The following is a 17,158-nucleotide window of genomic DNA, read 5'->3' as shown; positions in this document are numbered from 1 at the left end:
GGCGCAGCGTTGCGCCGATGGAGCTGGGCGTGGAGCAAGAAGCGACCGACATCGTCATCTTCCGTGTTCGGAATGTCGACTGCGCGTTCAGACGCGCCGAGATCCGGGAGGTTCTGCCGCTTCCCCGCCTGTCGCGCTGGCCTGGCCTGCCGGCGGTCGTTCAGGGATTTTTCAACCTCGGTGGGCGCGCAGTGCCCGTGCTCGATGCCGAGCTGCTGTTCGGCTTGGACGACGAGATCCTGGAAGAGCGCGATGCGGAGGCGGTCATTTATCAGCATCTGATCCTCGTGGATGTGCCTTCGACATTCGCGCTGCTGGTCGACCGTGTGATGGACCTGGCCACGGTCCAGACGACGCAGCTCATGCCCGTGCGCGATCGGCACACGCTGAACGGCTGCGTGGGCGCCGAGCTGGATCTCGACGGCGAGCTAATCCACGTTCTCGAGCCAAGGCATCTGCTGCTGGCCGAGGAGCAGGCGGTGATGGCGGATCTCACCCGGCAAGCAGAACAGCGTCTGAAGGCGTGGGAGGCGCCTGCATGAAGCAATTCCCGCTTCCCAGCGCGGCGCCGGCTCAGGATCCAGCGTTCCAGGCGATCAAGCAGCGGATCATCGACCGCACCGGGCATGCCTATTACGACGACAAGGACCCGGCGCTGTGGGAGCGGATCAGGCGCCGGCTCACCGCCACGGGCCGGGCGACCTGCGCGGAATACATGACCCTGCTCGATCACCAGGACCAGCTCATGGCCGCGGCGGAATGGCAGGCACTCGAATCCGAGATCACCATCGGCGAGACCTTCTTCTTCCGCTATATCGACCAGTTCCATGCCCTGCGGCAAACCATCCTGCCCGATATCCTGGCCCGCAACCGTTCGTCGCGGCGGATCCGCATCTGGAGCGCCGGCTGCTCCACCGGTGCCGAGCCCTATTCGGTCGCCATCGTGCTGCGTGAGCTAATGGGACCGGAGGTCGACGAATGGTCGGTCCGCATCATCGCCACCGACATCAACGAAGCCTTCCTGGAGATCGCCCGCAGCGGCCACTATGGCGGCTGGGCGCTGCGGGCGGTCACACCGGAGCAGCGCGCGCGTTACTTCACGCCCGAACCAGGCTCCGGCCGCGTGGCGCTCAAGCCAGAATTCCGGGGCATGGTCATGTTCCAGCAGCACAATCTCATGTCGCTGTTGGACGATACCTCGCCCCTGCAATTCAGCGATTTCGATCTGATCCTCTGTCGGAACGTCCTGATCTACTTCCGCATGAACGATGCGATCCGCATCATGACCGAGCTTGCCGCGAGGCTGAGCGTGAATGGATGGCTGCTCGCGGGAACCGCCGATCCCGGGCCCGTACTTGCCGGTGCCATCCGCTATGTGCCACTGCCGGGCACTGCCGCCTACCGCCGGCTGGCCGAGGACGTGCGGGCCCAGGCGGCGGCCCCGCGGATCGAGACTATCATGGGCGGAGATCCGCGCCCACGTCCGCACGGCCGCACGGCCGCGCCAGCGGGATCGCGCACACGGGCTCAGCCCAGCCGGACCAGGCCCACGCCCTTTCCCGGGCGGACCGAGCCAGCGATGGTGGCCACAGGTACGCAGACCGATTTGATCGAGAGAATCCGGGTGCTCTCAGGGTTGGGCGAATTGGATGAGGCGCGCGCCTGTTGCCGCACAGCGATCGAGGCGGATCCCATCAACCCGGTGATCTATTTCTACGAGGGGTTGATTGCCCTGGCCCTCGCCGAGGATGCCGATGCCGCCCGCGCCTTTGGCAAGGCGCTCTATCTCGACAGGCAGTTCGTCATGGCCCATTACCAGCTGGGGGTCCTGCACATGCGGAATGGCCAGGCGGCTGCCGGCACACGCCACGTCAAGAACGCCATACGCCTTTCACGCACGCTCGCGGACGACGAGCCCGTGCCCGAAGGCGGCGGCATGACGGCGGCGGAGTTTCGGTCAGGCGCGATGCTTTATCTCGAGGCAAGCGGCCGCAGGCGATGACGAGCGAGGACACTCCACCTGAACCCGGCGAGCTACGGCGACGGCTGCGCCGCGAGATCATCGGCACTCTGCGCGAGGCGAAATCCAACGCGGCCGCCCGCATCGAGCGGCTGCTGGATGAACGCACCCGCATGCTTGCCGCGCGCGGTGACGTGCTTTCCCGCGACGCTGCCTTCGACAGCGGCGGCCGTAAGGTGCTCGTCTGTGCCGTCGGCGGCGAACGGGTAGGGCTGCCGATCGAGGCCGTGGCCACCGTGCTCTCCCATGTCACGCCGGTACCGGTTCCAAGCCGCGTGCCCGAGGTGGTCGGAACCATCGCCTCCGGTGCCGAGATCTACAACGTCCTCGATCTGGGACGTCTTTTGAACACGGGCGCGGGGGAGCGGCAGCGGGAGGGCATGCTGGTGCTCCTGCGCCGGAAGGCCCCTGCGGTTGCCTTGCTCGTCGATCGGATCGAGGAGGCCGTGTCTTTCGCCGAGACTGCGGCAATGCCAGGCCGCCAAGCCTTACAGATCCGCGGGATCGCCGAATATCTGATCGACCCGCGTGAAAGCGACGAGGGGGGAATTGCACTCCTCGACGTCGATGCTCTTCTCGCCCCCCTCTTGTCTTCAACGCCAACGCCGCAATCGGGAGCCGCCTAGCCGTGGGCCTGTCAATCGGAAATAGAATTCTGCTCGGCTTCGCCGTGATCATCGCGGTGCTGATCGGGCTCGTCATCTACATCCTCGCGCAGTTCGGCACCGTGCGTAACGCCACCGACCTGATCGTGACGCGGGACTTCGCGACCCTACAGCTGTTCGACCGCATCTTGAGCCAAGAGCGTACCCTTGCCGCCGTGCAGGAAGACGCCTTGACGAGCTTTCTCATGCGGCAGCTCGGCGAGACCACCGCGGGTGAGGATTTCATTGCCGCTTGGCGCCGCCAGGCGGCAATCACCGAGGGTGTTCTCGACGAAGCCTTGGCCACCCTGACCGATTATCGCGACCAGGCGACCATTGCCGAGCGCAAGGAGGTGTGGACCAAGCTCGTCCAGCTGGTCGAGCAGGCGAGGGCGCGCCTGGCCCAGCTCAGAACGGAGACCGAGAACCAGTTTGCCGCGATCGCTGCCAATGACCGGGTGGGGGCCTTGGCGAACCAGGACCAGATCCAGGCCGAACGGGCGGAATTCCTGCGCAATTTCAACGACGCCCGGGCGGCGATCGAGGATCTGGTTCGCGCCGGCCAGCAGCGTTCCCAGCAGGTTTTCGAAGCCAGCCGTCAATCCATCATCCTCGCGCTGGTCCTGACGGTGCTGCTCGGCATCTTGATCAGCTATCTGCTGCGCCAGTCCATCGTGAACCCACTCAGCAACTTCATGGGGTTCGCGGAGCGCGTTGGCAAAGGCGATCTCGGCGCCCGCGCGGAAGCGGGCCGGGACGAGCTCGGCCATCTCGCGGCCTCCCTGAACGACATGGTTGCCGGTCTGAGGGAGATCACCTTGCAGAACCGCGAGACGACAGCCAATCTCAACGCGGCGGCGGAGGAGATCCGCGCGTCGACGCAGCAGCAGGCGGCAAGCGTCGCCGAGCAGCTGGCGGCGGTTCAAGAGACGGCGGCGACCGTGGACGAGATCACCCATGCTGGCGTGCAGATCAGCAAGCGTGCCCAGGAGGTGATCAGCAGCGCGCAGACGACGGCCCAAAACAGCGGCGCCGGGGTCAGAGCGGTCGAGGATGCCTCGCGCGCCATGGATCTGATCCGCGAGCAGGCCGAGGCAGTGGCCGAGAACATTGTCGCCCTCAGCGAGAAGACCCAAGCCATCGGGGATATCATCGCGACGGTCAACGACATCTCCGAACGCTCGCACCTCCTGGCGCTAAACGCGGCCATCGAGGCTGCTGCCGCGGGCGAGGCGGGGCGCAGCTTCGCCGTCGTCGCGGCGGAGATGAAGACGCTAGCCGATCAGGCGAAGGAGGCGACCGGGCAGGTCCGCTCCATTCTCGGTGAGATCCAGCGGGGCATCAATTCATCCGTGATGCTCACCGAGGAGGCCGTGAAGCGGGTGGTGGCCGGCAAGACCCAGGCCGATACCGCCCAGCACACCATCGAGGAAATGACCGGCAGCATCCAGGAAAGCGTGCAGACCTTCCAGCAGATCGTCGCATCAACCAACCAGCAGCAGCTTGGTATCGAGCAGGTCATGGGCGCCTTGCAGAACATCCGTGAAGCAAGCCAGCAGACCTCAATGAGCACTCGGCAGCTGGATCAGGCTGCCGGCAACCTTGCTGCGCTGTCGCAACAGCTCGTGAGCCTGACAGAGCGCTATCGGGTGTGATCGGCAGTCGCCACAGCGCGGGCACCAGCCGCGCCCGCAAGCATCGAGGCAGCATAATGTGAAGGACATCCGGCAACAGCTTCTCGCGGTCTTCGACCTCGAGCACAGGGAACATCTCGCCGCCATGCGCGCAACCCTCGCCGCCGCGGCCGCGGGCGGTGAGGTCGATCGCCTCGACCTGTTCAGACGGGCGCACACCTTGAAGGGCGCAGCCCGGGCCGTCGACTTGCCCGCGGTCGAGCGGGTATTTCACCGCCTCGAGACGGTCCTGTCGGAGCAAGCAGACGAGGGCCGTGCGCTGGACGAACCCGCATGCCGCGGCATCGCCCTCGCGCTCGACGCGGTCGAAGAGGCTATCGCGGCCGTGATGCACGGGCAGCCGGAACCCGATCTTCATGAAGCCATTGAGGCTCTCGGCCAAGTCGCCCAAGCCGTCGCACCTGCCGGTCAGGGCGGACCCGAGGGGGACACTCCCGCGCCCCGAACCGAAGGCGAGGCGGAGAGCCCTGCGCCATCCAGGCCCGCAGCGGCCCAACCGCAGCCTTCTTCGTCCTCTCAGCCGCCCCAGGCCGCGCCGCCGGCAGCCAGCACGTTCCTCACCGTTGCCGCGGAGGCGGTCGAGCAGGTCACCGGCGCTTCCTATGAGCTGGCCCTGGCCGTGCAAGCCCGCCAAGGTGTCGACCAGCTCTACAAGGAGCTGCAAACGCAACTGCAGCAACTGGAGCGTAGTTGGGAGCAGCTTCGCGCCGCCGAGAGGCAGGCCTTGGCCAGAAGTGATCCTGCCAAGGTCTTTCAGGCCCGGCTTCGTGCCGCGTCCCGGCAGCTGGCCTCGCTCAACCTGCGCCAGAGACAGGCGTCCTGGTCTCTCGCCCAAGCGGCCGGGCAGCTTCGCGAGCAGATCGAGCATCTGTCGCTGGTCCCGGCGGAGACTGTATTTGGCGGCTTTGCGCGTATGGTGCGGGAGATCGCCCGCAGCGAGGCGTGCGAGGTCGAGTTCTCGGCGACGGGACTGGATCTGCAGCTCGACATGTCACTCTTGCGCGTGCTCAAGGATCCGGTCATGCACCTCCTGCGCAACGCGATCGGGCATGGGGCGGAGCCTCCGGAACAGCGCCGGCGCATGGGCAAGCCCGCCGCGCTCCAGATCACGCTCTCGCTCGAAGCAAGAGGAAGCCAGCTGCTGGTACGGGTCTGCGACGACGGCCGCGGCCTCGATTTCGGAAAGATTCGGCAGGTTGCGGCGGAGCGCGGGCTGATCCCACCTGGCATCGCGCACAGCCTGAGCAAGGAGCAGCTGTCGAAACTTCTCCTGCACCCGGGCTTCTCCACCGCGTCCGAGGTCAACAAACTGTCGGGCCGGGGCATCGGCCTCTCGGTGGTGCAGGACGTGGTTCGCCGGCTCAGGGGCCATTTTTCCGTCGAGGCAGGGAACCCTTGGGGCACGATCGCGTTGATTAGGGCTCCGCTCTCCGCGTCACGCCAAGCTCTGCTGATCGTGGAGGCGGAGGGGCTTGTTTATGGCCTGCCCATGACGGCGGTGGAGCGCGTCATGAGGATCAAGGTCGAGGATGTCGGCAAGGTGGGAGGTCAGCCGGTCGTGGAGGTGAAACGGGGCGAGGAGGTGCGGCCGGTACCCTTGGCGCCACTGGCCGCAGCGGTTCGAGGCGCTGCGGGAGTCCTTCCGGCCGAAGCCGGCATGATCAACATCATCCTCATGCGAATGGGCGAGCGCTCGCATGCTCTCGCCGTCGACGTGCTCCACGACGCCGGGCAATTCGTGATCGCGGCGCCGGAGCTGATTGGCACCGATCCGGCCATCGTCGCCGGCACCGTCGTTCTCCCCGACGGTTCGCCAGTGCCGGTGCTGCGTGCCGAAGGGCTGCTCGAGCAATGGGATACCCGATCCGACGCCGCCAGTCTGGTGCGGGCGTGGGAAGGCGCGGAGCATCAGCGCCGCCAGGCCACGATCCTGGTAGTGGACGACTCCATAACCACCCGCACGCTGGAGAAGAACCTGCTGGAAGCGCAGGGCTTCCGGGTGCTGGTCAGCGTCGACGGCGTCGATGCCCTGGCAACCCTCGGCGAGCATCCCGAGATCGACCTGGTGGTTGCCGATATCGAGATGCCGCGCATGGATGGCTTCGCGCTGCTGGAAGCCATGAAGAACGATGCGCGCTTCGAGGCGATTCCCGTCGTGCTGATGACATCGCGCGCTGGCCCGGACGACATCAGGCGCGGCTTGGAGCTTGGCGCCGGGGCCTATCTCACCAAGCAGAAGTTTGACCAGCGCGAGCTTCTGGCCACCATCAATCAGCTGCTATGAAGGCGAGGCGCGAACCCGTCCGGGTGATGGTGGTCGAGGACTCAACCACGACCCTTCAACTGCTGGTCCATATCATTTCCAGCGACCCCCGCTTTGTCATCGTCGCGGCGCTCGACACGGCCGAGAAGGCGCTGGAGCAGCTGTCCGAGGTCAGGCCCGACGTGATCTCGATGGACATCCGTCTTCCCGGCATGGATGGGCTCGAGGCCACCCGGCGCATCATGAGCGAGCGGCCGACACCCATCGTGGTGATTGCGGCGAGCATCGAGGATGCCTCCTTGCACATCTCGATGAATGCGTTGCGCGCGGGTGCGCTGTCCGTCGTGGAAAAACCGGTCGGGCCCGGCCACCAAAGCTTCGACAGCGTTGCGGAGACCATCCGCACCCAACTTTACATCATGAGCCAGGTTCCGGTGATCCGCCGGCGCGAGGCTTACGTCCGGGCGCTCGACCACAGGCGCCCTGCGCTCGCCGAGATCAATATGCCGGAACCGGCGCGCCCGCCCGCAATCATCGGCATTGCCGCTTCGACCGGGGGCCCGCCCGCCCTGGCCAAGATGCTTGGCGCCTTGCCCGCCGATTTCGCAACACCGCTCTTGCTGGTGCAGCACATGGGCGCCGCCTTCATGGAGGGCTTTGCCGAGTGGCTCAACGGGATCGTGCCCATGAAGGTGCGCGTCGCGGTGGACGGCGCCATAGCCGAGCCGGGCACCGTGTGGGTGGCGCCGGGCGACCGCCACCTGCTCGTCGACACATGCGGGCGAATGGCGGTGGTGGCGCAGCCCGCCTATCGCGGCCAGCGGCCGTCGGCAAACCTGATGTTCAAGGCGATCGCCCGGTTCGGCGAAGCCGGGATGGGCATCCTGCTCACCGGCATGGGCGATGATGGCGCGGAAGGGCTCGCCACGATCAAGCAGGCCGGCGGCTTCACGGTGGCCGAGCATGAAAGCAGCGCCGTCGTCTACGGCATGCCGGCGGCGGCGGTTCGCCAGGGTGCGGTGTGCGTCAGCATGCCACTCGACAGTATCGCGCCGCGCCTGCTGCACTATTGCGGGTATGGTCGATGAGAAACGGGGATCCGCTCGCTGCGGCACAGATCCTCCTCGTTGAGGACTCCGACACCCAGGCGCTCCAGATGCAGCTGCTGCTGGAGGCCCAGGGCGGGCGTGTCGAACGGGTGGTCTCCGCTGAAGAGGCACTGGACGTCTTGAACCAGCGCATTCCCGATCTCATCATCGCCGACTACCATCTGCCGGGCATGAATGGCGACGAGCTCGCCCGGCAGCTGAAGCTCAGCATGAGCACGCGGGCCGTTCCGGTGATGATGCTGACCGAGGCGCAGGAACGGGATCTCGAGCGGCACGGGCTGGAAAGCGGCGCAGATGCCTATGTGCCGAAGTCAGCCGACCACGAGCTCTTCCTGCTGCGCATGAAGGCGTTGCTGCGGCAGGCGGCCATCAGCAGCGAGGGTCGCTATGACCGATCCCTGGGCGCCTTGTTCCGCCGCGCCCAGGTGCTGCTGATCGATGATAGCCAGCCCGGCGCGGCGTCCATCGGCTCCGTGCTCGCGCAGGATGGCTACAGCACCGCGGCGCTGCAGCAGCCCGAGCAGGCTTTGCGGGTGGTGAGCGAGCAACCGAATGCCTGGGCGGCTGTGATCATCAATCTCGCCGATACGGTGGCGGGCATCGACCTGTGCCGGCAGCTCGACCAGGTCCGCAGCGGCGAGGCGGGAAGCGACGAGGCCCCGCTGTTCCAGATCATCATGATGGGCAGCGGGGAAAGCGGTGAGATGCGCGATGTCGTCGTCCGCAGTTTTGCCGCCGGCGCCGACGATGTGATCCCGCGCTCGGCAGATCCCGAAGTGCTGAAGGTGCGCATTCGCAGCCTCGTCCGACGCAAGATCCTGGACGAGGAGAACCGTCGTATCGCCGCCGAGGCGCGCGAGCAGGAACTCGCCCTGGAACGGGCGCGGGCCCGGCAGCTTGCGGCGGAGGCCAAGGCGTCCATGGCCGAGGCGCTGGCCAGCGCCAATGAGGAGCTCGAGAGCGCCAACCGGCAGCTGCGCGAGACCCAGGCCCAGCTGGTGCACGCGGCGAAGATGGCATCCCTCGGCGAGCTGGTCGCGGGTATTGCCCATGAGATCAACAATCCCCTCGCGTTCATCCTCGCCCATCAGGACACGATCGAGCGCCTCTGCGGCGAAATCGAGGTCGGGCTGCAGGCGAACCGGAGCGAGGGCCTGGAGCACAAAGCCGTCAAGGTGAAGGAGCGGCTTGGCGCCGTGCGCGAGGGGCTGCGCCGCATCCAGGAGCTGGTGCTCAATCTGCGCAAGTTCTCTCGCCTGGAGGAAGGCAGCTTCGAACGGGTGAACGTGCGCGAAGCGATCGAGACGGTACTGTCGCTGCTGGCACCGAAATTCGGCACCCGCATTACGGTCGAGCGCCGGTTCGCCGCGCCGGACATGCTCTATTGCGCGCCTTCGCTGCTCAATCAGGCAGTGATGAATATCGTCAGCAATGCGGCGGACGCGATTGATGGGACCGGCACCATCACCATAACCAGCTCGTGCGATCAGAACACCTATCGCCTCGAGATCAAAGATACCGGTCCGGGCGTGCCTGCCGAGCTGCGCGACCGCATTTTCGAGCCATTCTTCACCACGAAGCCGGTCGGAAACGGCACGGGGCTCGGGCTTGCCATCGCCTATCGTGTCGCTCAGGCGCACGGCGGCGCGATCGAGGTGCTGCCAAATCCCGGCGGCGGCGCATGTTTCGTGCTCACGGTGCCGTGGCATGCGGACGAACGACCCGACCGGGAAGCAAAGATCAACAGCGTGCAATGACAACAGCAGAAGAAAAGAGCACGATCCTTATCCTCGACGACGAGGCGGAGATCCTGACCGCCCTGGAAGACCTGTTCGAGGACGCCTACCACGTGCTGTCGACGACGTCGGCCGAGCATGCGCTGGAACTCCTGGCGCGCGTGCCCGACGTGGCGGTGATCATCTCCGACCAGCGGATGCCCGATCTCACCGGCGACCAATTTCTCGCGCGTGCCCGGGCGCTGAGCGATGCCCAGGCGGTGCTGCTCACCGGCTATGCCGACATCAACGCGGTGATCGCGGCCATCAATACCGGCCGGGTCTCCGGCTATGTCCACAAGCCGTGGGACCCGGAGATGCTGCGCGCCATGGTGGCCAATGCGCGCGAACGCTTCCTCCTGGGGCGCGAGCTGGCGTTGGAGCGGGCCCTGCTGGCCGGCTTGCTGGACAATTCCGGTATTGCGGTTTCCTTCAAGGATCGGGATGGACGCTTCGTCCGGGTGAACGAGTTCAAGGCCCGCAAGCTCGGCGCCGCGCCCGACACCTGTATCGGCCGGCTGGAGCAGGACTTCGTCGAGCCGGCCCGCGCCAAGGAGCTGGCGGAGCTCGAAGCCTATGTCATCGAGCGCAAGCGCGCCCGCGAGACGATCGAGGAGCGGCCGCAGCCCGAGGGACCGTCGCGCTGGTATTCGGTCAGCCGGTTTCCGATTCTCGATCATGCCGGCAATGTCACCCATATCGGCACCATCCAGCGGGACATAACCGAGCAGCGGCAGATGGAGGAGCGGCTGCGCCAAGCCGACAAGATGCAGGCGCTCGGGACTTTGGCCGGCGGCGTCGCTCACGACTTCAACAATCTGCTCATGGCCATGCTCGGCAATCTCGAGCTCGCCGCCAAGCGGGTGCCGGACGAGAGGGTCGGGCGCTATCTCCGCAACGCCATCGCTGCCGGCAAGCGCGGCGCCGCCTTGACCGAGCGCCTCCTGAGCTTCAGCCGCCGCAAGGACATGCGGGTGAGCTCGCTCGATCTCAACGATCTCATACGGAACATGGACAACATGCTCGAGCGCACGCTGGGCGGGCTGATCGAAATCGAGGCGCAGCTGGCCCCGGACCTGTGGCCGACGCGCGCCGATCCCGAGCAGATCGAGCTTGCCATTCTCAATCTTTGCATCAATGCGCGTGATGCCATGCCCGACGGCGGCACCATCGTGATCCGCACCGCAAACGAGGTGGTGGTGGAGGCCGCGCCGGATCTCAAGCCCGGCGCCTATATCCGCCTGGCGGTCTCGGATGCGGGGGTTGGCATGTCCGCCGAGGTGCAGCGACGTGCCCTGGAGCCGTTCTTCACCACGAAGGCGGGGAAGGGCACCGGGCTTGGGCTGTCGATGGTCTACGGCATGGCTATGCAGCTCGGCGGCGCCGTTCGTATCGTCAGCCGGGAAGGGCAGGGTACCACCGTCGACCTCTATCTGCCCAGCGGTGGCCCGGCCCAGCGTAGGGTCTTGCCGGAAGCGGCGGAGGTCAGGGCGCCACGGATCGATCCGGTTCGGGTTCTGCTGGTCGACGACGATGACGATGTGCGCGAGGTCACAGCGGCTCATCTCGCGGAATTGGGCCATGCACTCGTCTCCGCCAGAGATGGCGCAGCCGCTCTCGACATTATCGCTGGCGGCGGGAGTTTCGATCTGATGATCGCCGATTTTGCCATGCCCGGAATGACCGGGCTTGAGCTCGCGCTGAGAGCCCGCAAGTTCTGTCCGGACCTGCCGGTGCTGCTGGTGACAGGGCACGCGGACGTCGCGGAGACGCCGGAAAACATGCGGCTGCTGGTGAAGCCGTTCCAGCAGGACGAGCTGGGCCTGCACATCGCCGAGCTGCTGAACAAGGGCTAGGCTGTCCGCCGAGCTGGGCAATCCGGGCCACACGGCGGATGTTGCCGGTCCAGGCCCCCGCATTCTCACTCCGCTCGTTCCGTACCTGCCGTCTTGACAGGGCGGGGTTGCCCCTCTATCGTTTTTAATATTGAAATACTGTTTTGAATAACAAAACAAACTCGGAAACGCCGTGCAGGACGACCCCGCAATCGATATTCGAGCGCTTGAGACGCCTGCTGCCGATGAGGTCCGCAGCGATCCCGGCACCGGCACGCTCGACCTCGCGTTGCGCATCGTCGAATTCCTCGCGCAGCAGCCACAGCCTACGCCGCTGACCGTCATTGCCCGCCACTTCGCGGCCTCGAAGGCGACGGTCTACCGGCATCTGCACACGCTGGTGCGGCACGGGTTTGCCCGGCGCGACCCGGATACCGGCCGCTACGAGGTGGGAGTGAAGCTGATGGTGCTGGGCGAATCCGCCCGCAACCGGCTCGACCTGGTGAAGGCCTCGCGCGATGAACTGATCCGGCTGCGCGACGTCTCGCGGCAGGCGGTGACCATCTGCAAGGCCATCGATGACGAGGTGGTTGTGCTGGAGCTGATCCAGGGCCAGACGGTCATCGAGTTCGGCACCCGGCCGGGCACCCGCCTCAGGCCCCATGCCAGCGCCCATGGCAAGATATGGCTCGCCTTCGGGCCGAAATCGCTCATGGACAATACGCTCAACGCCCGGCGCGAGGCGTTCACGCCGCAGACCTTGGTTGACCCGGCGGCGCTCATGGCGGAGATCGACCTCGTGCGCGAGCGCGGCTGGTCCACCGCGCCGGACGAGGTGGTGACCGGCGTCAATGCGCTGGCCGCGCCGATTTTCGACCATCGCGGCGAGCTGGCCGGCTCCGTGGCCATGGTCGGCTTTACGCAATTCATTCCCGCACAACCCGACCCGCGCCAGGTGGAGCAGGTGGTGGAGACCGCCCGTCGCATCTCGCGCAGCCTGGGCTGCACGCTCGGCTGGAGACCACAATGACCTATTCCCTTGCCGTCGATATCGGCGGCACCTTCACCGATATCGTGTTGCGCCATTCCGACGGGCGGCTGGTGGTGGACAAGACACTCACCACCCATGGCGACCTCCTGGAAGGTTTCTTTCGCGGTATCGGCGCGGTGCTTGGCAAGGCGGGCCTCGACCCCAATGCCGTGAATGGCGTGGTCGTCCATGCGACCACGGTGGTCACCAACGCGCTGATCGAGCGCAAGGGCCTGCCGACCGCGCTGGTGACCACGGAAGGCTTTCGCGACGTGCTCTTCATCCGCAACGAGCACCGTTACGAAATGTATGATCCACAGATCGAGTTTCCGGACCCGTTGGTGCCGCGGGCGCTGACCTTCACGCTTGCCGAGCGCATCGCCGCCGACGGCCGCGTACTGAAGGCGCCGGATGAGGCCGCGATCAAGGCTCTGGGCGATGCGCTGGAGCAGGCCGGGGCGGCGGCGGTGGCGATCTGCTTTCTCAACAGCTTCGCCAACCCTGAGAACGAGCAGAAAGTGGCCGAGGCCCTGAGCCGGCGCTTCCCAGCCATGTTCATCTGCACCTCGTCGGACGTGGCGCCGCAGATCCGCGAATATCACCGGGCATCCACCGCGGCGGTGAACGCCTATGCCATGCCGATCTCCCAGCCCTACCTGCAGCGGTTGAGCGCGCGGCTGAAGAGCGAGGGCTTCGGCAATTCACCGCTGATCATGCTGTCGTCCGGCGGCGTGGTCGGGGCCGAGACCGCCGGCCGCAACCCGGTGCGCATGATCGAGAGCGGCCCTGCGGCCGGAGCGCTCGCCGCCTGCCATTATGCTGACATGCTGGGCATCGACCGGCTCATGTCCTTCGACATGGGCGGCACCACCGCCAAGGCCTGCCTGATCGAGAACCGGCAACCGCTGGTGACCGGCCTGTTCGAGGTCGACCGGCGCTATCGCTTCAAGGAGGGTTCAGGTCTGCCGGTGATCGTGCCGTCGATCGACATGATCGAGATCGGCGCCGGCGGCGGCTCGATTGCCCATGTGGACAGCCTCGGCCTGCTCAAGGTGGGGCCGGAAAGTGCCGGCTCCGACCCCGGGCCCGCCTGCTACGGCCGCGGCGGCTTGAGCCCCACGGTGACGGATGCGGACCTGCTGCTCGGCCTGCTCGATCCCGACAACTTCCTGGGTGGCGACATGGCGCTGGATCTTGCCGCCGCCAGATCCGCCGTGGAGGACTTAGCCCGCAAGCTCGGCCTATCGCAGACCGAAGCGGCCCGCGGCATCTTCCGGGTGGTGACCGAGGCCATGGCGGCGGCCACGCGCACCCACGCTACGGACCGCGGAGTCGATTATCGCGGGCTGCCGCTGTTCGCCTTTGGCGGTGCCGGGCCCGTACATGCCTGCGAGGTGGCGAGCCTGTTGCAAAGCACCTCCGTCATCGTGCCGCCGCAGTCGAGCGTGCTCTCCGCCTTCGGGACGCTGGTGACGCCGGTGCGGCTGGATCTGGTGCGCAGCGACGTGTGCAAGCTCGACGACATGGACTGGGCGCGCGCCGACCGGGTGCTGAGCGAGATGATGGAGGAAGCGGCTGCCGCCTTGGCCGAGGCCGGCTGCAAGCGCGAGGATATCACCGCCGTATTCGGCGCGGACCTGCGCTATTTCGGCCAGCAGAACGAAGTGACGGTGAGCTTTGCCGATGACCCGCGGACCGCCCGCGATGCGAGGGCGATCGCCCGGGCGTTCGAGGCGGCCTATTACGGGCTTTATGGCGTCAATCCCAGCCACGTGCCGATCGAGCTGGTGACGTGGCGGCTTACCGCTCGCGGGCCCGTGGTGCCGTTCCACCCAGCCAGCCAGCTGCCGGCAAGCGAGGGCAGGCCGAAGGGTGAACGGCTGGTGGAGGCGTGGAGCGACGGGGCGCGCGCCCCGGTTTACGACCGGGCAGGCCTTGGCGCCGGTCAGACCATTGCCGGCCCCGCGATCATCGAAGAGCGCGAGACCACCACCGTCATTCCCCCGAACTGGACCGCGACCATCGACAGCTATGGCTGCATCGTCGCGAGGAGAGCGTAAGCCATGGACGGCGTCGAGCTGGAAATCCTCTGGTCGAACCTGATCGGCATCGTCACCGAGCGGGCCAAGGCGCTGCAACGCATCGCCTTCAGCCCGATCGTGCGTGAGGCGGGCGACCTGGCCTGCGCGCTGTTCGACCGGCGCGGCCGGATGGTGGCCCAGGCCAATACCGGCACCCCCGGCCATATCAATTCGCTGGCCTTTGCGGGGGCGCATCTCGCCCGCATCTTCGGCAACAATATCGCGCCGGGCGACGTGCTGATCACCAACGACCCCTGGCTGTCGGCCGGCCATTTCTTCGACATCACCACGCTCACCCCGATCTTCGAGGGCGACCGGCTGCTCGCCTATATCGGCTCGACCATCCACCATACCGATATCGGCGGCTATGGCATCGGCGCCGGGGCGCGGGACGTGCACGAGGAAGGCCTGTGGATCCCGCCGCTCAAGCTCTATGAGGGCGGCAAGCCCAACGACGTGCTGCATGCCATGATCCGGCGCAATGTGCGCACGCCCGATGCGGTGTTCGGCGACTTGTCGGCGCAGGTCTCGTCCGGCCAGTCCGCGGCCGAGCATCTCAGCGCCATGTGCGCGCGCTACGGTCTCACCGATATCGAGGCGCTGGCGGACGAGATCATCCGCCGCTCGGAAGAGGCAACCCGCGATGCCATCCGCAAGCTCAAGCCCGGCACCTATCACGGCGAGAGCCAGTTCGACGTGCCGGGCGGCGAGATCATCACCCTCAAGACGGCGGTGACGGTGGATGCAGACCAGGGCGAGATCACCGTGGACTTCACGGGGTCCTCGCCCCAGACCACCACCGGCATCAACGTGGTGCTCAACTATACCCATGCCTATTCCACCTTCGCGGTGCGCAGCTGCCTCAACCCGGACCTGCCCAACAACACCGGCTCGCTTGCGCCGATCAAAGTGGTGGCGCCGGAAGGCTCGATCGTGAACTGCAAATATCCCGCGCCGGTGAATGCCCGGCACGTGGTCGGGATGTATGTGCCGATGCCGATCCTGAAGGCGCTCTATCACGTCATGCCGGATCGCGTGCTGGCGGAGGGCTCGGGTGCGGTGTGGACCATGCAGATCCAAGGCAAGCGGGCCGATGGCGAGGCTTTCACCTCGTCCATGTTCAACTATTCCGGCGGCATGGGCGCCCGGGCGAACAAGCCCGGCCCGAGCGCCACGTGCTACCCGACGGGCGTTGCCGCGGTGCCGGTCGAGATTCTGGAGGCAGCGATGCCGATCCTGTTCGACCGCAAGGAACTGCGCGACGGCTCCGGCGGGGCGGGCCGCTCGCGCGGGGGCGACGGGCAGGTCATTCAGTTCCGTATGATGACCAGGGACCAGTGGCTGCTGAACGCGGTGCCGAGCCGGCTCAATGCCGGACCGGATGGCATCGGCGGCGGCAAGCCCGGCGCGCCGGGCCGGTTCCGGGTGAACGGCAAGGACGTGAGCGCGGCGCGCAAGCTCACCATGAATCCGGACGACGTGGTGGTGCTGGAGACGCCCGGTGGCGGCGGCTATGGCGCGGCACCCACGGGCTGATGACAAAAAAGGGAGGAAAATGGACATGAAGACGCGACTTTCGAGCCTGGTGGTGGCTGCCGGCCTCATTGCGGGTGGCCTCGGCGGCGCGCCCGTCCAGGCGCAGGAGACATACAAGATCGGCATCTCGGCGGGCCTTACCGGCTATGCGGCAACCGTGGACCGCGCCTGGTCCGACGGCGTGAAGGTTGCCGCCGACGTGGTCAACGCCAATGGCGGCGTGCTCGGCCGCAAGATCGAGGTGATCGTCGAGGACAACCGCTCGGAGCCGCAGGATGCGGTCACCGTCTACCGAAAGATGATCAGCTCGGACGAGGTGAATGTCTTTAACTCCGGCTGTGTCTCGGCCGGGAACATGGCGGCGGCACCGCTCGTGGTGCGAGCGCAGATCCCCATGGTCTTGTGCTCGATTCTGCCCAAGACCGAGAGCGACGTGAAATGGGCGTTCTCCACCCTGCCGCCGGCGCGGTTCGAGATCGAGACGCGCCTGCAGTATCTGAAGGACAAGACCGACATCCGTAAAGTGGGCGTGATGCACGACCCCTCGCCCTACGCCAACCTGCAGAAGGACGTGGCGGTGAAGATTGCCAAGGATTATGGCATCGAGCTGGTCGGGGTCGAGCAGTACAAGACCGATGACGCCGACCTCAGCGTTATCATTTCGAAGATGGCATCCGCCGGCGCCGGCGCGATCCTCAAGATCGGGCTGGGCGGCACCACGCTCACCGCCGCCAAGAACATCAAGCAGCTGGGCCTCGACATGCTGCTGCTCACCAGCCTGGAGGACCTCGAGGTGTTCCGGCCGGTGGCGGAGGTTTTGGGTGACAAGTTCTTCTTCGTGGCCTCGCCCGCACAGGTCTATGACGCCCTACCGGATGGTCCGCTGAAGAGCGAGATCAACGAGTTCCTCGGTCCTTGGAAGAAGCAATATGGCGACCGCGATCCGAACTGGGCCGGACGGGGCTGGGATGCGGTGATGCTGACGGTCGCGGCGATCGAGAAGGGCAACTCGATCGAAGGGCCGGACGTGCGCGACAACCTGGAGAAGATCACCGGCTATCAGGGCACCACCGGCATCTACAACTTCTCGCCGGACAATCACCAGGGCATCACCGAGAACCCGTTCGTGCTTGGCCAGATCATCGATGGCCAGGTCAAGATCGTGAACTGA

The 17,158-nt window shown here is 66.3% G+C and carries 12 protein-coding genes; all 12 read left to right on the top strand.

What is annotated here, in order from left to right; genetic code table 11:
* The first annotated feature begins 29 nt into the window (after positions 1-29).
* On the top strand, positions 30-542 hold the full coding sequence (locus E4P09_RS16200) for a chemotaxis protein CheW (RefSeq protein ID WP_239025232.1): 513 nt from the start codon (positions 30-32) through the stop codon (positions 540-542).
* Positions 539-2,002, top strand: coding sequence for a CheR family methyltransferase (locus tag E4P09_RS16195; RefSeq protein ID WP_137390639.1), 1,464 nt, complete (start codon positions 539-541; stop codon positions 2,000-2,002). Before E4P09_RS16200 ends, E4P09_RS16195 begins: the two co-directional genes overlap by 4 nt.
* On the top strand, positions 1,999-2,646 hold the full coding sequence (locus tag E4P09_RS16190; RefSeq protein ID WP_137390638.1) for a chemotaxis protein CheW: 648 nt from the start codon (positions 1,999-2,001) through the stop codon (positions 2,644-2,646). Before E4P09_RS16195 ends, E4P09_RS16190 begins: the two co-directional genes overlap by 4 nt.
* A 2-nt stretch (positions 2,647-2,648) precedes the next feature.
* Positions 2,649-4,319, top strand: coding sequence for a methyl-accepting chemotaxis protein (locus E4P09_RS16185; RefSeq protein ID WP_137390637.1), 1,671 nt, complete (start codon positions 2,649-2,651; stop codon positions 4,317-4,319).
* 58 nt (positions 4,320-4,377) lie between these two features.
* Positions 4,378-6,642: a hybrid sensor histidine kinase/response regulator gene (locus E4P09_RS16180; protein WP_137390636.1), complete on the top strand. Its 2,265-nt coding sequence runs from the start codon at positions 4,378-4,380 to the stop codon at positions 6,640-6,642.
* On the top strand, positions 6,639-7,709 hold the full coding sequence (cheB, locus tag E4P09_RS16175) for a chemotaxis-specific protein-glutamate methyltransferase CheB (RefSeq protein WP_239025231.1): 1,071 nt from the start codon (positions 6,639-6,641) through the stop codon (positions 7,707-7,709). Before E4P09_RS16180 ends, cheB begins: the two co-directional genes overlap by 4 nt.
* The gene (locus E4P09_RS16170) at positions 7,706-9,487 is read left to right on the top strand and encodes a response regulator (RefSeq protein WP_137390635.1); all 1,782 of its coding nucleotides are present in this window, start codon (positions 7,706-7,708) and stop codon (positions 9,485-9,487) included. The genes cheB and E4P09_RS16170 overlap by 4 nt, the downstream gene beginning before the upstream one ends.
* On the top strand, positions 9,484-11,361 hold the full coding sequence (locus E4P09_RS16165) for a response regulator (RefSeq protein WP_137390634.1): 1,878 nt from the start codon (positions 9,484-9,486) through the stop codon (positions 11,359-11,361). The genes E4P09_RS16170 and E4P09_RS16165 overlap by 4 nt, the downstream gene beginning before the upstream one ends.
* Before the next feature lie 172 nt (positions 11,362-11,533).
* On the top strand, positions 11,534-12,370 hold the full coding sequence (locus tag E4P09_RS16160) for an IclR family transcriptional regulator (RefSeq protein ID WP_137390633.1): 837 nt from the start codon (positions 11,534-11,536) through the stop codon (positions 12,368-12,370).
* Positions 12,367-14,430: a hydantoinase/oxoprolinase family protein gene (locus tag E4P09_RS16155; RefSeq protein ID WP_137390632.1), complete on the top strand. Its 2,064-nt coding sequence runs from the start codon at positions 12,367-12,369 to the stop codon at positions 14,428-14,430. Before E4P09_RS16160 ends, E4P09_RS16155 begins: the two co-directional genes overlap by 4 nt.
* Before the next feature lie 3 nt (positions 14,431-14,433).
* Entirely contained in the window at positions 14,434-15,987 is a 1,554-nt protein-coding gene (locus tag E4P09_RS16150) for a hydantoinase B/oxoprolinase family protein (RefSeq protein WP_137390631.1), read from the top strand.
* Between the two features lie 25 nt (positions 15,988-16,012).
* Positions 16,013-17,158, top strand: coding sequence for an ABC transporter substrate-binding protein (locus E4P09_RS16145; RefSeq protein WP_170984466.1), 1,146 nt, complete (start codon positions 16,013-16,015; stop codon positions 17,156-17,158).

The organism is Rhodoligotrophos defluvii (assembly GCF_005281615.1).
In the GTDB taxonomy this organism is placed as follows: Bacteria; Pseudomonadota; Alphaproteobacteria; order Rhizobiales; family Im1; genus Rhodoligotrophos; species Rhodoligotrophos defluvii.
This window is presented reverse-complemented; position numbering and strand designations above follow the sequence as displayed.

Coding starts and splice junctions, on each gene's coding strand:
- E4P09_RS16195 (WP_137390639.1), top strand. CDS start 539: ATGAAGCAATTCCCGCTTCCCAGCGCGGCGCCGGCTCAGGATCCAGCG.
- E4P09_RS16190 (WP_137390638.1), top strand. CDS start 1,999: ATGACGAGCGAGGACACTCCACCTGAACCCGGCGAGCTACGGCGACGG.
- cheB (WP_239025231.1), top strand. CDS start 6,639: ATGAAGGCGAGGCGCGAACCCGTCCGGGTGATGGTGGTCGAGGACTCA.
- E4P09_RS16170 (WP_137390635.1), top strand. CDS start 7,706: ATGAGAAACGGGGATCCGCTCGCTGCGGCACAGATCCTCCTCGTTGAG.
- E4P09_RS16165 (WP_137390634.1), top strand. CDS start 9,484: ATGACAACAGCAGAAGAAAAGAGCACGATCCTTATCCTCGACGACGAG.
- E4P09_RS16155 (WP_137390632.1), top strand. CDS start 12,367: ATGACCTATTCCCTTGCCGTCGATATCGGCGGCACCTTCACCGATATC.
- E4P09_RS16150 (WP_137390631.1), top strand. CDS start 14,434: ATGGACGGCGTCGAGCTGGAAATCCTCTGGTCGAACCTGATCGGCATC.
- E4P09_RS16145 (WP_170984466.1), top strand. CDS start 16,013: ATGAAGACGCGACTTTCGAGCCTGGTGGTGGCTGCCGGCCTCATTGCG.